Raw genomic sequence first — 17,469 nt, 5'->3', positions numbered from 1 at the left:
GAAGGGGGGATGCGGGCCGAAGACGACCGCACCGGCGCCACGGCGGGAAGGGGGGATGCGGGCCGAAGACGACCGCACCGGCGCCACGGCGGGAAGGGGGGATGCGGGCCGAAGACGACCGCACCGGCGCCACGGCGGGAAGGGGGGACGCGGGCCGGAGGTGACCCGCACTGGCGCCACGGCGGAAGGGGACGTACCGGGGGGTGCCCGCCCGCAGTGTCGGGCGTCCGACTGGCGGCACAGCTTGGTCCCACAGTTCCGCCCGACCGAGGACGGACACCCCCCGGTGCGGCCCCGCCCCCACGCACCGGACCCGCGCCGAACACCGGACCCGCCCCGCACACCGCACGCCCGGCGCCCCACACCCTCCGGTCGGTCCCGGCGCCTCACACCCTCCCGACCGGTCCCGCCGCCTCACCCCCGCAGAACGAGCCCCGACGCCCCCGTCCACCCCGTCACGTCCGCTGCCCGAACAGCTCCCGCAGCACGTCCTCCATCGTCACCAGCCCCGACAGGCGCCCGTCGTCACCGAGGACCGCCGCGAGATGCGTCCGGCTGCCCCGCATGGCCGTGAGCACGTCGTCCAGCGGCGTGTTCTCCCGTACGCGCGCGATGGGCCGCATGTCCCGCACCTGGAACGGCAGATCGCGCGGGGAGGCGTCCAGGGCGTCCTTGACGTGCAGATAGCCCAGGATGCGCCGCCCGTCGTCCACCACCGGGAAACGGGAGAACCCGGACTCGGCCGACAGCCGCTCCAGTCGCTCCGGCGTGACGCCCACGCGCGCGTAGAGGACGCTCTCCAGGGGGAGGACCACGTCCCGCACCGGACGCCGGCCCAGCTCCAGGGCGTCGTGCAGCCGCTCCCGGGTCCGGTCGTCGATCAGGCCCGCCTCGTCGGAGTCCTTCACCAGCCGGGCCAGCTCGGCGTCCGAGAAGGTCGCCGTGACCTCGTTCTTGGTCTCGATCCGCATCAGCTTCAGCAGGGCGTTGGCGAAGGCGTTGATCGCGAAGATCACCGGGCGCAGGCCGCGGGAGAGCGCGACGAGCGGCGGGCCGAGCATCAGCGCGCTGCGCACCGGCTCCGCGAGCGCGATGTTCTTCGGGACCATCTCGCCGAGCAGCATGTGCAGATACGTCGCCAGGGTCAGCGCGATCACGAACGACACCGCATGACCGGCGCCCACGGGCACGCCCAGCGCGTGGAACACCGGCTCCAGCAGATGCGCGATCGCCGGCTCGGCGACCACGCCGAGGACCAGGGTGCACAGGGTGATGCCGAGCTGCGCCGCGGCCATCAGCGCGGAGACGTGCTCCAGACCCCACAGCACGCTCTTGGCGCGCCGGTCGCCCTCCTCGGCGTACGGCTCGATCTGTGAGCGCCGCACGGAGATCAGCGCGAACTCGGCGCCCACGAAGAAGGCGTTGACGACGAGGGTCGCCAGGCCGATCAGCAACTGGATCGCGGTCACTTGCCGGCCTCCCCTTCGAGTGTTTCGGACGGGTCTTCGAGCGGGGCGCGCAGCAGCACGCGCGCGGCCCTGCGTCCGGTCGCGTCGACCACGTCCAGTCGCCAGCCGGCGACCTCCACGGTGTCGCCCACGGCCGGGATGCGGCCCAGCTCGGTCGCCATGAGGCCCGCCAGCGTCTCGTACGGCCCCTCGGGCGCCCGGAGCGCCACGCGCGCGAGCTGGTCGATCCGCGCGGAGCCGTCGGCGGAGTACAGCACGCGGCCCTCGTCGTCGGTCCCGGCCGGGGCGAGGTCGGGGGTCTCGTGCGGGTCGTGCTCGTCGCGGACCTCGCCGACGACCTCCTCGACGATGTCCTCCAGGGTGGCCACCCCGGCCGTACCGCCGTACTCGTCGATCACCACGGCCATGGTGCGCTTGCCGGAGAGCCGGTCGAGCAGCCGGTCCACGGTCAGCGACTCGGGGACGAGCAGCGGCTCGCGCATCAGCTCGGACACCGGCACGCGCGCGCGGCGCTCGGCCGGGATCGCGAGGACGTCCTTGATGTGCGCGGTGCCCACGACCGAGTCGAGGCTGCCGCGGTACACGGGGAACCGGGACAGGCCGGTCGCGCGCGTGGCGTTCGCGACGTCCTCGCAGGTCGCCTGGGCGTCCAGGGCGATGACCTGGACGCGCGGGGTCATCACGTTCTCCGCGGTCAGGTCGGCGAGATTCAGGGTCCGTACGAAGAGTTCCGCGGTGTCGGCCGGCAGGGCGCCCTCCTTCGCGGAGTGCCGGGCCAGCGCCGCCAGCTCCTGCGGTCCGCGCGCGGCGGCCAGCTCCTCGGTGGGCTCGACGCCGAAGAGACGCACGATGCGGTTCGCCGTGTTGTTCAGGTGCGTGATGAAGGGCCGGAACGCGGCACTGAACCAGCGCTGCGCGTTGCCCACCCGTTTGGCCACGGCCAGCGGGGAGGAGATCGCCCAGTTCTTCGGCACCAGCTCGCCGACGACCATCAGGACGACGGTCGACAGGGCCGTACCGATCACCAGCGCGATCGACGAGGCGGCCGAACGGGAGGCGCCCAGCGACTCCAGGGGCCCGGCGATCAGCTTGGCGATCGACGGCTCGGCGAGCATGCCGACCACCAGGTTGGTGACGGTGATGCCGAGCTGTGCCCCGGACAGCTGGAAGGTCAGGTTGCGCACGGCCTTCAAGGCGCCCGAGGCGCCCCGCTCGCCGCGCTCCGCGGCCCTCTCCAGGGCACCCCGCTCGACCGTGGTCAGCGAGAACTCCGCGGCGACGAATGCGCCGCAGGCGAGCGAGAGCAGGATCGCCACGAGCAGGAGGAGCACTTCGGTCATCGGGTCACCTCCGTCCCATGATCGGACAGGGCGGGGAGGATCGCGCGATCTCGCGTACTGCCGGGAGGCTCGCCCATGGGCGGACTCTCACACCTTTCCTTCGAGGACCGAGTGGACCCCAATGGTAAAGGACGGGCAAAGGGGTCAGTCGGCGAGGGGCTTCACCCACCGCCGCCACTGCTCCTCGGGCTCGTACCCGGCAGCGCGCCAGGCATGCTGCCCGGTCTCGTTGCGCACCAGCACCATCGCGTCCGCCCGCCGCCCGCCAAGCCGTGCGAACCGCTCCTCGGCGGCCGCGAGCAGCGCGGAGCCGATGCCCTGACGGCGACGTTCCGGGTGCACGGCCAGCCGGTACAGATGGCAGCGCCAGCCGTCGAAGCCGGCGATCACCGTGCCCACCAGCTCCCCGTCCCGCTCGGCCAGGATCAGCGCCTCGGGGTCGCGCGCCACGAGCCGTTCGACGCCCTCCCGGTCGTCACTGATGCTCGTGCCCTCGGCGGCGATCTTCCAGAAGGCCAGCACGGCGTCGAGGTCCGTGGGCGCGGCGGCGCGAAGGTGCAGTTCAGTCATACGGCGATCCCATCACGCGCGCCTGCCCGGGAACGGAGAATTCCGGCATGCGGACGGCCACCCGCCCCCGGCTCCGCGACCACCGGCGCACACGCCTCCAAGTACGGCTCCCGGTACGGCTCCCGGTACGGCTCCAGGACGGTCGGACAGCTGAAGCCGTACCCCGCCCTCCCAGCCCGCCACTCCTCGGCGGCTCCTCACTCGTGCGCGATCGCCGTCAGCACGTTCATGCGCGACGCGCGCAGCGCCGGCAGCAGTGCCGCGACGACGCCCACCACCGCCGAGCCGACCACGACCGCGAGGATCGTGCCCCACGGGACGGCCAGGGCCGACATGCCCTGCAACGCCAGCACCTGCTGGACGCACACCCCCCACACCAGGCCCAGCGCCAGCCCGAGGACCGCGCCGAACACCGCGATCACCACCGACTCCAGGCGGATCATGCGGCGCAGTTGCCGCCGGGCGAGCCCGATCGCGCGCAGCAGTCCGATCTCCCGGGTGCGCTCCACCACCGACAGGGCCAGGGTGTTGACCACCCCGAGCACCGCGATGACGATCGCCAGGCCGAGCAGCGCGTACACGAGATAGAGCAGGACCGCGATCTGGTCGTGCACCAGGTCCTTGTAGTCCGCGATGTCCCGCACCTGGACCTGCGGATACGGGTCGAGGGTCCGCTCCAGCTCCGCGCGCAGGGTGTCCGCGCCGGTCCCGGAGGCGGCGTTCACGTAGAGCCCGGAGTCCTGTCCGCCCGGCGCGTACCGGCGCAGGGTGTCCAGGCCGAAGTAGATGCCGCCTCGCGTCCCGAAGCCCTCCGCGGACTCCTGGTCGGTAAGGGCGCCCACGGTGAGCTCGGCCGTCTTCCGGGTCTGGAACTCCACGGGGATCGTGGAACCGACCCGTACGTCGTGCTCGCGCGCGAAGTCCGCGTCCATGGCGAGGTGTCCGGCTGCCAGCGCCGCCGCGGTGTCGCCCTGCGCGTAGGTGATGTCGGCGACCTCGTCGAGCTGCGGGCCGTAGGCCGCCGCGGTCGTCGTGACGCGCTTGCCGTCCGGCAGCCGTACGGCGATCGGAGCGAACTGGGAGCCGACCACGAGCCCGACGCCCTTCGTGGCCCGGACCTTGTCGGAGACCTCCTTGGGGAAGGGCACGAAGTTGCTGTTCTGGATGACGAAGTCGGCACCCAGGGTGTCGTCGATCTGCTGGTCGAAGGACTTGGTCATGGAGGCGCTGGCCACGGACATGCCGCCGACCAGGGCGAGCCCCACCATGAGCGCGGCGGCGGTGGCGCCGGTGCGGCGCGGATTGCGCAGGGCGTTGCGCTGGCTCATCCGGCCGACCGAGCCGAACAGCGCGGGGAACGCCCCGCCGAGGACCCGGATCACCGGACGGACCAGCAGGGGACCCGCGATGACGGTGGCGAGGAGGGTCAGCACGACGCCGAGACCCAGCAGGGACGCCGCGGTGGAGGTGTCGGAGGACAGCACGCAGCCCAGCAGCGTCGCGGCGCCGGCCGCGCCGATCACACCGCCCACCCAGGCCCGCGTCCTCAGCGGCCGTCCCACGCCGGCGATCTCGGCGTCCGCCAGCGCGGCCATGGGGGAGACCCCGGCTGCGCGCCGGGCCGGCAGATACGCCGCGACGAAGGTGACACCCACGCCGACGACGTAGGCGGCGACCGGTGTGCCCCAGCCGATCACCATCTCGCTGGATCTGATGTTCATGCCGAGCGTGTTCATCAGCGCGATGAGTCCGGCGGCGAGTCCGATCCCGGTCGCGAGACCCAGCGTCGAGCCGACCACGCCCAGCAGCATCGCCTCGGTCAGCACCGAGCGGCGCACCTGGCGCCGGTCCGCGCCCAGGGCGCGCAACAGGCCCAGTTCACGGGTGCGTTGGGCGACGAGCATGGAGAAGGTGTTGACGATGAGGAAGACACCGACGAGGACGGCGATGCCCGCGAAACCGAGCATGACGTACTTGATGACGTCCAGGAATCCGCCCAGCGACTCCACGTCGGACTTGGCCTGCTCGTCGGCGGTGCGGATCTCGTACGCGCCGGTGCCGATCGCTGCGGCGATCCGCTGCTTCACCTGCGCGTCGCTGACGCCGTCCTCGGCGTCCACGGAGATGGCGGTGGCCGCGTCCGGGTCCCCGAGCAGCTTGGCCTGCGCGGTCGCGGTGTCGAGGAAGAGCAGGGTCGCCCCGGGGTTGGTGGTGGTGAAGGTGGCGATCCCGACGACCTCGACCTTGAAGGTGCCCTGCGGGCCGATCACGCGGAGCGTGTCCCCGATGCGCACGTCCTTGCGGTCGGCCGACTCCGAGTCGAGCAGCGCCTCGGTCGGGCCGTGCGGGGCGTGGCCGGAGGTGAGTTCGACGGGACTGCGCGGTCCGGGGCTCCAGTCGGTGCCGATCGTGGGGGCGCCGGTGGTCGAACCCACCGACTCGTTCTTGTCGTCGGCGACGGTGATGTTCGCGACCTCGGCGTCCACGCGCGCGTCGGCGACCCCGTCGACCCGGGCCACCCGTTCCGCCAGCGAGGCGGGCACCGTGGGCGTGACGCCGGAGGGGATCGACTCGTCCAGCTCCTCGCGCGGGCTGACCGTGACGTCCGGCGCTGTGGAGGCGAAGAGCCGGTCGAAGGTGCGGCTGAGCGTGTCCGAGAAGATCAGGCTGCCCGCGACGAACGCCACGGACAGCACGACGGCCAGCGCGGACAGCAGCAGCCGTCCCTTGTGGGCGAGAAAGCTGCGGAGCGTCGCCTTGAGCACGGCCTCAGTCCTTGTCGAGGGAAGGGGTGTCCGCGGGCCCGGTCCCCGGCGGCGGGGTCTCCTCGTGCTTGCCGCGGATCACGTCGAAGCGCTTCATGCGCTCCAGCACCGCCTCGGCGGTGGGCCGTTCCATCTCGTCCACGATCCGTCCGTCGCCGAGGAAGAGCACGAGGTCGGAGTGGGCGGCGGCGCCCGGGTCGTGGGTGACCATGACCACGGTCTGGCCGAGCTGGTCGACGGCCTCGCGCAGGAAGCCGAGGACCTCCAGGCCGGCCCGCGAGTCCAGGTTGCCGGTCGGCTCGTCCGCGAAGATCAGCTCGGGCCGGGAGGCCAGCGCCCGCGCGCACGCCACGCGCTGCTGCTGGCCGCCGGAGAGCTGGGCGGGCCGGTGCTTGAGCCGGTCGCGCAGCCCGAGGGTGTCGATGACCTGGTCCAGCCATGTCTCGTCGGGCTTCTTGCCCGCGATGTCCATGGGCAGGGTGATGTTCTCGGCCGCGTTCAGGGTGGGGATCAGGTTGAACGACTGGAACATGAACCCGATCCGGTCCCGGCGCAGCCGCGTCAGCTCGCGCTCCTTGAGCCCCGTGATCTCGGTGCCGCCGAGCCAGACCTGGCCCGCCGAGACGGTGTCGAGCCCGGCCAGGCAGTGCATCAGCGTGGACTTGCCGGAGCCCGAGGGGCCCATCACGGCGGTGAACCGGCCGCGCGCGATGTCCACGTCCACCGCGTCCAGGGCGAGCACCGCCGTCTCGCCCGAGCCGTAGGCCTTGGTCAGGCCCCGGGCGCGGGCCGCGATCCCGTCGGCCGACGCGTGGCCGGGGACGTGCTGCGCAGCGGGTGTGGACAAGGCCGCCTCCTCTGTGGGCACCGACGCATGGTCCCGGCCGAGGGTAGTGTGATGCGGCCCACACCCGAAATCCCCCTGTGGTGCCGGTCGGTCTCCGTCCCAGGTCGGGTCCCTGATACCGATGTAAGGGACACCCTTCTTGCTCGCTCGGCGGGATCCGCCCCTTGCCGCTGCTAGCGGTCCGGCGCTAGCGTCGAGGCATGGCGAAGACCCAGCTGAACGTACGAGTGGACGAGGGCACCGCCCGCGCCGCCCGCGAACGCGCCCTGGCCCGTGGCATGAGCGTCAACCGCTACATCGAGGAACTGGTCAAGCAGGACGCCGGCGAAATCGGCCACACCTTCGTGGAGGCCGCCGCCGACTTCATGAAGCACTACGAGAGCGTCTTCGCCGAGGAGTTCGGCGCGGAGCGCGAAGGCCGCCGCTGATCCCTTGAGCGACCTCCGGATCGACCTCGCCTGGCTTCTCATGCTCGCCGAACACCACACCCCGGGAGACCCGCAGGTCACCGACTGGGGCGCCCTGGTGGCGGCCGTCGCCCGCCACGACGCCGAGATCTTCGACGTCCCGGTCTACGACGGCCCGCACGCCCGAGCCGCCGCCCTCCTCCAACTCCTCCTCCACGTACCGGCCCTGGAGCGCTCCAACGCGCTGTTCGCCTGCGCCGTCGCCTACGCCTATCTCGTGGCGAGCGGTCTGAAGGTCGTCACCTCACCCGAGCAGGTCCGCGACCTGGCCCGGCTGATCAAGAGCGGCGAGGCCTCGGTGCACGACATCGCGCGGGAGTTGCGCCGGTGGAGCCAATGATCAGGCGTCGGCAGGGCGCCAGGCGGTGCCGAGCACGCAGAAGGAGGTGGGCAGCCGCGGCCCCTTCGCCGGCATCAACACCTGCCGGTAAGGGCCAAGTTCGAACCCGGCCTCCCGCAGGGCCGGAACCGGCTCACGCGACAGATGGCAGCCCCCGGCGAGCGGCGGCCACAGGGTCCCGTCCAGGGCGCGCTGGGTGAGCCGCATGGCCGGCCCGCCGCCCCGGCCGTGCTCGAAGAACCGCACGACACCACCGGGCCGCAGTACCCGCCGCACCTCCGCCAGGGCCCGCGGCACGTCCCGCACACTGCACAGCACCAGCGAGATCACGACCGCGTCGAAGGCCTCGCTCTTGACCGGCAGCGCCTCCGCCGCGCCCGGTACGACATCGACGGGCACCTCCGAGCGCAGGGCGGCCTCCACCGCCAGCCTGCGCAGCATGCGCTCCGGCTCGATGGCCACGACCTCCGAGACCGTACGCGGGTAGTGGCCGAAGTTCAGCCCGTTGCCCGCGCCGATCTCGATGACCCGGCCCGAGAGCCCGGCGAGCAGCCGTTCCCGCACGTCGCCCATGCCGGCACGGGTCTCGGCGGCGACGCTGACGCGGGCGTACCAGCGGGCGAAGAGCGGGTGGTGCACGGGGCTTCGCGACAGCTTGCGGGAACCGGCGGACCGTAGCGGCATGACGACCTCCCGGACGGGACGGGGTCCACCGTGATTGTCCCCCGAACCCGCCCCGCGCACCCCCGCTCGCGCGCTACGCGACGAAGTCGCGCACCCGCTCGTAGACGCCGTGGTCGTTGTTCATGTCCGTGTGCGAGACGCACCCGACCTCGACGTTGACGGCGCCGCTGAGGATCGCGGTGGTGTCCGGGGTGAGCGCGTCGTCGCAGTTCGACCAGTAGCTGGCGTACGCGACGCTGCCGGGCGTCTCGTCACCGGAGTTGAGCGAGGTCAGGAACGAACTGCCCGTGTACATCTGGGCACATGAGGTGTACAGCCAGGAGCACCAGGACGCGGTCGTCGTGCCGTGGTTGACGCCGGCGGTCGACACGAAGTCGTCCACGTACGCCGTCCCGCCGAGATTCTTCAGGTAGTAGCGGGAGTTGAGCGCGCCCATGGAGTGCACGACCAGGTCGACCTTGGAGGCACCGGTCTGGGCGAGCACGCTCTGGATCTTGGCGGACAACTGCTGCGCGGTGGTCACGTTCGACTGCGTCCAGTCGTACGACCACGCGAACAGCTCCGAGGACGCGTAGCCGTCGGCCTTGAAGTCCGCGATCCAGTCGTCCCAACTGCTCGCCGAACTGCTCAAGCCGTGGACGAAGACGATCGGATGGTGGGTCGCGGCCCGAGCGGGGGCCGCGGACAGGGACAGTGCCAGAAGGAGCGACGAGACGACGGCCGACACGGCCGCTGAGATGCGACGCTGGGGGCGCTGCATGATGCCTCCTGATACGGGTGGGGTTGTCAGGAGTGTCGAGCGGGATCTACGCGCGCCGCATCGGTGAGATCGCCGGTCTTTACGTGTCAATTAACTCGCCAGTAACGTCGAATGCGTGCTGACTCCTGTAACCCCACCGCCCCTCGACGGCACGTCGTCCCCGCGGCTCGCGCAGGCGTGGCAGGACCTGGCCGCCGGGCTCCCGGAGGGCGTCCGGGTGCGCCTGCTGCACGCGGTGCACGGCGATCCGCGCGCGGCAGCCGAGGCCGTCACGCTCCTCAGCACACGTCAGTCGGCGGGCTCGGACCCGCTGCCCACGGAACCGGCCGTACTGGCACCGGAGTTGCTCCGCGCCCACCGCGCGCGGATCAGACGGCTCCCCGACGACACCCGGCTGCTGCTGCTCCTGGCCGCCGCCGACCAGTACCCGGTCGCCACCCACGCCTTCCTGCGCGCGGTCGCCGCCGCCCGGCTGGACACCCGGCCCCTGGAGGCCGCCGACACGGCCGGGATCGCGTACGCCACGGCGTCCGGGGTCGTCTTCCGCGACACCTGGACCCGCGTCGCCGCCTACGAGTCGGGGTCCCCGGCGGACCGCCGCGACGTCCACCGGTTGCTGGCCCGGGTCCTGCGCACCGAGGGCGAGACGGCCCTGCGCTCCTGGCACCGCGGGGCGGGAGCGCTCGGCCCGAGTGCCCGCCTGGCGTCGGAACTCGGCGCCGCCGCGATGCGGTCCCGCGACGGCGGCTTCCCGCACCTGGCACGCGCCCTCGCTGAACGCGCGGCCGCCCTCTGCCCCGACCGCTCCGCCCGGACCCGACTGCTGGCCGACGCCGCGGGGTACGCCTGGCAGGCCGGGGAGGGCGACCGGGCCCGCCGACTGGCCGCCCTCTCGGACGACGACACGCTGACCGGGGTGCTCGCGCTGCGCGCCGGTAACGCGGCGGAGGCGTTCGACGCCCTGCTGACAGCCGTGGCCGGGGCGCGGGAGGCGGGCGTACCGGGGCCGGTGCCGAGGCGTTTCCCGCAGGGTGCGGGTGCGGGTGCGGGTGCGGGTGCGGGTGCGGGTGCGGGTGCGGGTGCGGGTGTCGCTGACGCGCGCCTTCCGAGCCTCGGCCCGACCGACCCCGCTCACCACCTCCTCGCCCACGCCACCGAGGCCGCCATCTACACCGGTGACCTGCGCCGCTGCCGGGAGGCGGCGCGCGTGGCCCGGCGGATGGGGATCGTGCCGCCGGGCACGCTCGGCGGGCTCGCGGCGGCGTGCGAAGGACGGTACGAGGACGCCCGGGACCTGCTCGCGGCGGCGGCCGGACGGTGCGGGCCGGGCGGCGACCCCACCGTCCTGGTTCACGCCGGGATCGCCGCACTGCTGCTCGGCGACCACACCCGTGCCACCGCCGCGACCGTCCGCGCGGCGGCCGCCGCCCGGATGCGCGGGGCGCCGGGCAGCGTGGCGCAGGCGATGGAGTTCCGTGCCTACGCCGACTTCTGGACCGGGCGCCCGCGCGCCGGGGAGGCCGCCGCGACCGACGCCCTGTGGCAGGCGTACGCCACCGGCCAGGACAACGGCGCCTGTCATCTCCAGGCCGCCCTCGCCATGTTCGCGGCGCTCACGGGCGACGCCGAGGTCTGCCGCGAACGCGCCGCCGGCGCACGCTCGTACGCCCGCTCCCACGGCCTCGGCCTGCCCGCCGCGCTCGCCCAGTGGGCACTGGCCTACCTCGACCTCAGCAGCGGCCGGTTCGCCGCCGCGGCGGCCCGGCTGCGGGCCCTCGCCGGCTTCGGGCCGGGCCACGGCCACCGGGCCATCCGCCATCTGGCCACCCCGCACTACGTGGAGGCGGCCGTCCGCACCGACGACACCCGGGTCGCCCGGGTCGCGCACGCCGACTACGACCGCTGGGCGAGTGTCGTCCGCAGCCCCGACGACCTGGCGCTCAGCGCCCGTTGCCGGGCCCTGCTGGCCCCCGGGGCCGAGGCGGTCGAGCACTACCGCACCGCGCTGGACCTGCACGCCCGCGGCACCCGCGACGTCGAACGCGCCCGCACGGAGCTGCTGTTCGGCAGCGCGCTGCGCCGACTGCGGCACCGGACGGAGGCCCGCGACCGGCTGCACAGCGCCCTGGAGGCCTTCGAGCACTTCGGCGCCCCGCACTGCGCCGCCCAGGCCCGCAGCGAACTCCGCGCCCTCGGAGCGCCGGCACCTCCCGCGCGCGGTACCCCCGACGACCCGACCCTCCGGCTCACGGCCCAGCAGCTGATGGTCGCCCGCATGGCCGCCGACGGCGCCACCAACCGCGAGATCGCCACCCGCCTCGCCCTCAGCCCGCGCACCATCGACCACCATCTGCGGGGCGTCTTCACCCGGTTGGGAATCCGCTCACGCATCGAGCTGGTGCGGTTGCTGGCGGAGTCGGGGGACGGGTGAGGCCCCCGGGACGGGTCGTTCAGTCGTTCTGCCGGTCCCGGAACTCCGCCGCATTCCACGTGCCGTACAGCCGCGGCGCCAGCCAACCCGGCACCCCCGCACGGAAGTCGGCCGGCGCGAGCGCCCCGGCGCCCTCCGGCAGCGCCCCGAGCAGCGGCGCCGCCGCCACCTCCGGGAGGTCCGTCACATTGCACCGCGACGCCAGATCGGGAGCCTCGGGCCAGCTGCCGATCACCACGCCGAGCAACTCCAGCTCCCGGCGGCGCAGTTCACGCGAGGTCAGCTCCGTCGTGTTCAGCGTGCCCAGCCCGGCCGACGCCACCAACAGCACCGGCGCACCGAGGAGGCGCGCCGCGTCCGCGAGCGTCCCGCCCGCCTCGTCGAACCGTACGAGGAGACCGCCGGCCCCCTCGACCAGCACCAGGTCGTGCCCGGCGGCCAGTTCGGCGGCCGCCTCGGCGACGTCCCGCGGACCCACCGTGGGCAGTCCGGCGCGCCGGGCCGCCGTCGCCGGTGCCAACGGCTCGGGGTAGCGGGCGACTTCGGCGGTCGTCACCGTGCCCGCCAGCCGTGCCACCTCCTGCGCGTCCCCGGGCTCGTCCGGCCGTACCCCGGTCTGTGCCGCCTTGAGCACGGCCACCGACCGGCCCGCCGCCACCGCCGCCGCGGCGACCGCGGCGGTGGCGATCGTCTTGCCGACCTCCGTGCCGGTGCCCGTGATCACCAGTACCGACATCTCAACCCTCCCGAGCCGCCGCGCACACCGCGCGGGCGATCCGTGCCACGTCCGCGTCGCCGGTGACGTACGGAGGCATCGTGTAGATCAGATCGCGGAACGGCCGCAGCCACACGCCCTCGCGCACCGCCGCCTCCGTCGCCGCCTTCATGTCGACGTCGTGATCCAGCTGGACCACCCCGATCGCGCCGAGGACCCGCACGTCCGTGACGCCCGGGACGTCCCGCGCCGGAGCCAGTCCCTCGCGCAGGCCGGCCTCGACGCGCTTGACCTCGGCGAGCCAGTCCTGACCGAGCAGCAGCTCGATCGAGGCACAGGCCACGGCCGCCGCGAGCGGGTTGCCCATGAACGTGGGGCCGTGGGCGAGCACCGGGACCTCGCCCCGCGAGATGCCGTCCGCCACCCGCGCGGTGCACAAGGTGGCGGCCATCGTCAGGTAGCCGCCGGTCAGCGCCTTGCCCACACACATCACGTCCGGTGTCACCGCCGCGTGCCCCGCCGCGAACAGCGCGCCGGTCCGGCCGAAGCCGGTCGCGATCTCGTCGAACACCAGCAGCACGTCATGGGCGTCGCACGCCTCGCGCAGCACCCGCAGATACGCGGGGGAGTGGAACCGCATGCCCCCCGCGCCCTGCACCACCGGCTCCACGATCACCGCGGCCAGCTCGTCGGCGTGCCGGGCGATCGCCGAGCGCAGCTCCTCGGCGTAGGACTCCTCGTACGCGGCCGGAGGGGCTCCCACGAACACCTGGCGCGGCAGGACCCCGCTCCACAGTTCGTGCATCCCGCCCTCGGGGTCGCACACCGACATCGGCTGCCAGGTGTCACCGTGGTAGCCGCCGCGCCAGGTGAGCAGGCGCCGCTTCCCGCCGCGGCCCAGCGAGCGCCAGTACTGGAGGCACATCTTCACCGCGACCTCGACCGACACCGAGCCGGAGTCGGCGAGGAAGACATGCTCCAGACCCTCGGGCGACATGTCGACAAGGAGCTTCGCGAGCCGTACGGCGGGCTCGTGGGTGAGCCCGCCGAACATCACGTGACTCATCCGCCCGAGCTGCTCGCGCGCGGCCTCGTTCAGCACCGGGTGGTTGTAGCCGTGGATCGCCGACCACCAGGACGACATGCCGTCGACCAGCTCACCCGAGCCGTCGGCCATCCGCAGCCGCACCCCGCTCGCCGACTCCACGACGAGCGGTTCGGCACGTCCCGGCATCGGACCGTAGGGATGCCACACATGCCGCCGGTCCAGCTCCAGCAGTTCCGGGACGGACAGGTCAGGCATTGGGCGCGAGATCCGTTCCGGCACCACGACGGCGTACGGCGACCAGGTCCGGACGGGGTTCGTTGGCCGCCGGCTCCGGAGCCGCACCGCACACCGACCCGCACCCGGCACTCCCGTGCGACCCGCACCCGGCACTCTCCGTGCCCCCGTGCGACCCGCACCCGGCACCCTCCGCGCTCCCGTGCGACCCGCAGCCGCCCGCGGCGGCGGCCACGTCGGCCCGGTGCTCGGGCAGCGTGACCTCGCCCGCGCCCTCCACCTCGAAGCCGGCGTCCGCGATCATCTCCAGGTCGGCCTTGCCGGCCTGGCCCTCGCTGGTGAGGTAGTCACCGAGGAAGATCGAGTTGGCCAGGTTCAGGGCGAGGGGCTGCATCGTGCGCAGATGCACCTCGCGGCCGCCCGCGATCCGCACCTCGACGTCCGGGCAGACGAACCGGACCATCGCCAGGATGCGCAGACAGCGCTGCGGGGTGAGGTTCCACTCCTTGGCCAGCGGGGTGCCCTCGAAGGGGATCAGGAAGTTGACCGGCACCGAGTCCGGGTCCAGCTCGCGCAGCGAGAAGACCACGTCGACCAGGTCCTCGTCCGTCTCGCCCATTCCGGCGATGAGACCCGAGCACGCCGACAGACCGGCGGCGTGCGCCTTCTGCACGGTGTCCACGCGGTCCGCGTAGGTGTGCGTCGTGGTGATCTCGCCGTACGTCGCCTCGGAGGTGTTGAGGTTGTGGTTGTAGGCGTCGGCGCCCGCCTCGCGCAGGCGCTCGGCCTGGCCGTCGGAGAGCAGTCCGAGGCAGGCGCAGACCTCGACGTCCTCGTTCTGGTCCTTGATCGCCCTGATGGTGTCGGAGACCCGGTCCACGTCCCGGTCCGTCGGCCCGCGGCCGCTGGCCACCAGGCAGACCCGCTTGGCGCCGCCCGCGAGCCCGGCCGCAGCGGCCTTGGAGGCCTCGTCCGGTTTCAGCCAGGTGTACTTCAGGATGCCGGCGGTCGAGCCCAGCCGCTGCGAGCAGTAGGAGCAGTCCTCGGGGCACAAGCCGGACTTGAGGTTGACGAGGTAATTCAGTTTCACCCGTCGGCCGAACCAGTGCCGGCGCACCTTTCCGGCCGCGGCCACCACATCGAGCAGGTCGTCGTCGGAGGTGGCGAGGACGGCGAGAGCTTCCTCGCGGGTCGGCAGCTCGCGCCGAAGCCCCTTGTCCACCAGCGTGTTCAGCAGGTCCATGAAAACTGATCCTGTCCTAAGGAGCCGTCTTGGGCCAAGGAGAGTTCACACAACAGCGGCCATTCGCTGTGTGGGTATTGCCACACAGTGGGGGGCTGCCTGTCCCACTAGTGTCTGTTCGCTGCCTACAAAACCTCCGGAGGACCCATGGCGTTCGGCTGGATCGACGAGCAGGCGCGGCTGCGCCACCGCGCCGGACTCGTACGCACCCTGCGCCCCCGCCCCGCCGACTCGCCGCTGCTGGACCTCGCGAGCAACGACTACCTGGGGCTCGCCCGCCATCCGGAGGTCACCGAGGGCGCCGCCCGGGCCGCCCGGACCTGGGGCGCGGGCTCCACCGGTTCTCGACTCGTCACCGGCACGACCGAGCTCCACACTGAACTGGAACGCGAGCTGGCCGAATACTGCGGGTTCGAGGCGGCCCTGGTCTTCTCCTCCGGGTACGCCGCCAACCTCGCCGCGGTGACCGCGCTGGCCCCGCACGGCTCACTGATCGTCTCCGACGCCGGCAACCACGCCTCGCTCATCGACGGCTGCCGACTGGCACGCGGCACCACCCAGGTCGTCGGGCACGCCGACCCGGAAGCCGTGCGCAAGGCGCTGCAGACGCACGACGGACCGGCCGTCGTCGTCTCCGACACGGTCTTCTCGGTCGACGGCGACGCCGCCCCGCTGGCCGCGCTCGCCGAGGCGTGCCGGGAGCACGGCGCGGGCCTGGTCGTCGACGACGCCCATGGCCTCGGCGTGCTCGGCACAGGCGGCCGGGGCGCCCCGCACGCGGCGGGACTCGCGGGCGCCGAGGACGTCGTGGTAACCGTCACGCTGTCCAAGTCGCTCGGCAGCCAGGGCGGCGCCGTGCTCGGCCCCGCCCGGGTGATCGACCACTTGGTCAACGCGGCCCGGACCTTCATCTTCGACACCGGCCTCGCCCCCGCCGCGGCGGGGGCGGCTCTGGCGGCCCTGCGGCTGCTGCGCCGCGAGCCGGAGCGCGCGGCGCGGGCCCGCGAGGTGGCCGCCGAGCTGCACGCACGGCTGACCGCCGCGGGTCACGAGGCGGTACGCCCGGACGCCGCGGTCGTCTCCGTGCGCGCGCCGTCCCCGGAGGAGGCCGTGCAGTGGGCGGCGGACTGCCGTGCGGTGGGACTGTCCGTCGGTTGCTTCCGTCCTCCTTCCGTCCCCGACGGCATCTCACGGCTCAGGCTGACCGCCCGCGCGGACCTCTCCGCGGCGCAGATCGAACGCGCTGTACGTGTGATCGGCGAGACGCGACCATGAGTCGGCGTGACACGGCCGTGTACTCGACGACGGGGATCAGAACGCGGCCGTGAACCCCGCCCAGCTCTCGGGGGAGAAGAGCAGCGCGGGTCCGGACGGGTCCTTGGAGTCGCGTACGGCGAGCAGTCCGGCCGCTGGACCGGTGCCTGGCCGAGCCGTCTCCACGCAGTTGTTGGCTCCGGTGCTGTAGCTGCTGCGCAGCCATCGCACGCCGTGCAGGTCGGTACTGGAAGGAACGTTCCGAGGCATTGCGGACATGGTGCCTCCTTACGCGCCGTCTGCTATCCCGGCGATGTAATCCAACGAGTCCTCGGGCGAAAGGGCGTGGATCTGAAGGGTGTTGAAGGCCTCGGTATAGGCCTGGAGGTCTTCTTTCCGCTCGAGGTAGAGGCTACTCGTCAAGTGGTCGAGAACAACGACATCCAGATCAGATTTGCTCGAAAAGGAGAAGATTACGAAAGGCCCGGTGATGCCGATGTGCGCTCCCGCGGCGAACGGCAGGACCTGAAGCCTCACTTGGGGCAGCCGGGCCGCGTCGATGAGCCGGTGCAGTTGCCGCGCCATGACCTCGGGGCCGCCGATGTCCCGGCGCAGCACCGCCTCGTCGAGCACCGCGCTCAGCTCCAGCGGCGGCTCTGCCCGAAGGACGTCCTGCCTGGCCAGTCGCACCTCGACCAGCGCGTCCAGCCGTTCGTCCGGGTCGACGTCGAGGCCGCCCACCGCGGCCCGCGTCACCGCGCGCGCGTACTCGGGTGTCTGCAGCAGCCCCGGCACCACGGAGGTCTCCAGGGTGCGCATCGCGCTCGCCTGGGACTCCAGACTGATGAAATCGCGGTAGGTCGGCGGCAGTACCCCGCGGTACTGGTGCCACCAGTGGTGCCGTCCGCCGCCCTCGTCGGACCCCGCCAACACCAGCAGCAACTCCCGGAGTTGAGCGTCCTGCACCTCGTAGGCGTCCAGCAGTAACCGCACATCGGCCGGTTTCACCCCGCTCGCGCCGGTCTCGATCCGGCTCACCTTCGACTGGTGCCAGCCCACCAGCCGGGCCGCCTCACCACTGGTGAGCCCGGCGCCGGTGCGCAAGGCACGCAGTTCGGCGCCCAGTTTCCGGCGGCGTACCGCGGGACCGTGCTGCATGGGCTACTCCCTACTCCTTCCGGGCCGCCCACATACGGTTTTCCGTCGGAGAGTTCACCGCATCGAGCGACAGATATATGCATATCTTGGTGGATCGGCACCGTGACCGGCCCGGTGATGGCAGTCTGGCGATGAAGCACCAGT

The 17,469-nt window shown here is 72.7% G+C and carries 16 protein-coding genes; 4 read left to right on the top strand and 12 right to left on the bottom strand.

Annotated elements, in window-relative coordinates; translation table 11 throughout:
- Positions 1-455: 455 nt before the first annotated feature.
- The 5 genes from ACH41F_RS31025 to ACH41F_RS31005 form a co-directional block, all read right to left on the bottom strand.
- Entirely contained in the window at positions 456-1,469 is a 1,014-nt protein-coding gene (locus ACH41F_RS31025; protein WP_398838436.1) for a hemolysin family protein, read from the bottom strand.
- Positions 1,466-2,809, bottom strand: coding sequence for a hemolysin family protein (locus ACH41F_RS31020; RefSeq protein ID WP_398838434.1), 1,344 nt, complete (start codon positions 2,807-2,809; stop codon positions 1,466-1,468). The genes ACH41F_RS31025 and ACH41F_RS31020 overlap by 4 nt, the downstream gene beginning before the upstream one ends.
- 144 nt (positions 2,810-2,953) lie before the next feature.
- Entirely contained in the window at positions 2,954-3,379 is a 426-nt protein-coding gene (locus ACH41F_RS31015) for a GNAT family N-acetyltransferase (protein ID WP_391236823.1), read from the bottom strand.
- A gap of 197 nt (positions 3,380-3,576) precedes the next feature.
- Positions 3,577-6,144 (bottom strand): ABC transporter permease, encoded by a 2,568-nt coding sequence (locus ACH41F_RS31010; protein WP_398838431.1) that lies wholly within the window; start codon positions 6,142-6,144, stop codon positions 3,577-3,579.
- 4 nt (positions 6,145-6,148) lie between these two features.
- Complete coding sequence (locus ACH41F_RS31005) at positions 6,149-6,991, bottom strand: ABC transporter ATP-binding protein (RefSeq protein ID WP_398838429.1); 843 nt, start codon at positions 6,989-6,991, stop codon at positions 6,149-6,151.
- Between the two features lie 200 nt (positions 6,992-7,191).
- Here ACH41F_RS31005 and ACH41F_RS31000 point away from each other — a divergent pair, with 200 nt between their 5' ends.
- Positions 7,192-7,419, top strand: coding sequence for an antitoxin (locus ACH41F_RS31000; protein ID WP_398838427.1), 228 nt, complete (start codon positions 7,192-7,194; stop codon positions 7,417-7,419).
- Positions 7,420-7,423: 4 nt separating this feature from the next.
- Complete coding sequence (locus ACH41F_RS30995; protein ID WP_391236814.1) at positions 7,424-7,798, top strand: fic family toxin-antitoxin system, toxin component; 375 nt, start codon at positions 7,424-7,426, stop codon at positions 7,796-7,798.
- Here the strand turns inward: ACH41F_RS30995 and ACH41F_RS30990 are convergent, their stop codons facing one another.
- Both ACH41F_RS30990 and ACH41F_RS30985 read right to left on the bottom strand, forming a co-directional pair.
- The gene (locus tag ACH41F_RS30990; protein ID WP_398838425.1) at positions 7,799-8,482 is read right to left on the bottom strand and encodes a class I SAM-dependent methyltransferase; all 684 of its coding nucleotides are present in this window, start codon (positions 8,480-8,482) and stop codon (positions 7,799-7,801) included.
- Between the two features lie 73 nt (positions 8,483-8,555).
- Entirely contained in the window at positions 8,556-9,242 is a 687-nt protein-coding gene (locus ACH41F_RS30985; protein ID WP_398838423.1) for an esterase/lipase family protein, read from the bottom strand.
- 115 nt (positions 9,243-9,357) lie between these two features.
- On the opposite strand from ACH41F_RS30985, the gene ACH41F_RS30980 reads away from it, so the two are divergent.
- The gene (locus tag ACH41F_RS30980; RefSeq protein WP_398838421.1) at positions 9,358-11,673 is read left to right on the top strand and encodes a LuxR C-terminal-related transcriptional regulator; all 2,316 of its coding nucleotides are present in this window, start codon (positions 9,358-9,360) and stop codon (positions 11,671-11,673) included.
- A gap of 19 nt (positions 11,674-11,692) precedes the next feature.
- Here ACH41F_RS30980 and bioD read toward each other — a convergent pair whose 3' ends face one another.
- Genes bioD through bioB form a run of 3 tightly spaced genes read right to left on the bottom strand, consistent with a single transcriptional unit; the run spans position 11,693 to position 14,913 of the window.
- Positions 11,693-12,409, bottom strand: a complete 717-nt coding sequence (gene bioD, locus ACH41F_RS30975; RefSeq protein ID WP_391236803.1) for a dethiobiotin synthase — start codon at positions 12,407-12,409, stop codon at positions 11,693-11,695.
- Between the two features lies 1 nt (position 12,410).
- Positions 12,411-13,691 (bottom strand): adenosylmethionine--8-amino-7-oxononanoate transaminase, encoded by a 1,281-nt coding sequence (locus ACH41F_RS30970; RefSeq protein WP_391236800.1) that lies wholly within the window; start codon positions 13,689-13,691, stop codon positions 12,411-12,413.
- Positions 13,684-14,913, bottom strand: coding sequence for a biotin synthase BioB (gene bioB / locus ACH41F_RS30965; RefSeq protein ID WP_398838419.1), 1,230 nt, complete (start codon positions 14,911-14,913; stop codon positions 13,684-13,686). The genes ACH41F_RS30970 and bioB overlap by 8 nt, the downstream gene beginning before the upstream one ends.
- Positions 14,914-15,060: 147 nt before the next feature.
- On the opposite strand from bioB, the gene ACH41F_RS30960 reads away from it, so the two are divergent.
- Positions 15,061-16,188, top strand: a complete 1,128-nt coding sequence (locus ACH41F_RS30960) for an aminotransferase class I/II-fold pyridoxal phosphate-dependent enzyme (RefSeq protein ID WP_391236793.1) — start codon at positions 15,061-15,063, stop codon at positions 16,186-16,188.
- A 36-nt stretch (positions 16,189-16,224) separates the two neighbouring features.
- On the opposite strand, the gene ACH41F_RS30955 is transcribed toward ACH41F_RS30960, so the two are convergent.
- Both ACH41F_RS30955 and ACH41F_RS30950 read right to left on the bottom strand, forming a co-directional pair.
- On the bottom strand, positions 16,225-16,446 hold the full coding sequence (locus ACH41F_RS30955; RefSeq protein WP_391236790.1) for a DUF397 domain-containing protein: 222 nt from the start codon (positions 16,444-16,446) through the stop codon (positions 16,225-16,227).
- A gap of 9 nt (positions 16,447-16,455) precedes the next feature.
- A complete protein-coding gene (locus tag ACH41F_RS30950; protein ID WP_391236787.1) occupies positions 16,456-17,325 on the bottom strand; it encodes a Scr1 family TA system antitoxin-like transcriptional regulator in 870 nt (289 codons plus the stop codon).
- Between the last annotated feature and the right edge of the window lie 144 nt (positions 17,326-17,469).

The sequence above is a fragment of the Streptomyces sp. NPDC020489 genome (genome assembly GCF_044386545.1).
GTDB lineage: Bacteria > Actinomycetota > Actinomycetes > Streptomycetales > Streptomycetaceae > Streptomyces.
This window is presented reverse-complemented; position numbering and strand designations above follow the sequence as displayed.

Coding starts and splice junctions, on each gene's coding strand:
- ACH41F_RS30950 (WP_391236787.1), bottom strand. CDS start 17,325: ATGCAGCACGGTCCCGCGGTACGCCGCCGGAAACTGGGCGCCGAACTG.
- ACH41F_RS31020 (WP_398838434.1), bottom strand. CDS start 2,809: ATGACCGAAGTGCTCCTCCTGCTCGTGGCGATCCTGCTCTCGCTCGCC.
- ACH41F_RS31015 (WP_391236823.1), bottom strand. CDS start 3,379: ATGACTGAACTGCACCTTCGCGCCGCCGCGCCCACGGACCTCGACGCC.
- ACH41F_RS30985 (WP_398838423.1), bottom strand. CDS start 9,242: ATGCAGCGCCCCCAGCGTCGCATCTCAGCGGCCGTGTCGGCCGTCGTC.
- ACH41F_RS31000 (WP_398838427.1), top strand. CDS start 7,192: ATGGCGAAGACCCAGCTGAACGTACGAGTGGACGAGGGCACCGCCCGC.
- ACH41F_RS30970 (WP_391236800.1), bottom strand. CDS start 13,691: ATGCCTGACCTGTCCGTCCCGGAACTGCTGGAGCTGGACCGGCGGCAT.
- bioB (WP_398838419.1), bottom strand. CDS start 14,913: ATGGACCTGCTGAACACGCTGGTGGACAAGGGGCTTCGGCGCGAGCTG.
- ACH41F_RS30990 (WP_398838425.1), bottom strand. CDS start 8,482: ATGCCGCTACGGTCCGCCGGTTCCCGCAAGCTGTCGCGAAGCCCCGTG.
- ACH41F_RS30955 (WP_391236790.1), bottom strand. CDS start 16,446: ATGTCCGCAATGCCTCGGAACGTTCCTTCCAGTACCGACCTGCACGGC.
- ACH41F_RS30960 (WP_391236793.1), top strand. CDS start 15,061: ATGGCGTTCGGCTGGATCGACGAGCAGGCGCGGCTGCGCCACCGCGCC.
- bioD (WP_391236803.1), bottom strand. CDS start 12,409: ATGTCGGTACTGGTGATCACGGGCACCGGCACGGAGGTCGGCAAGACG.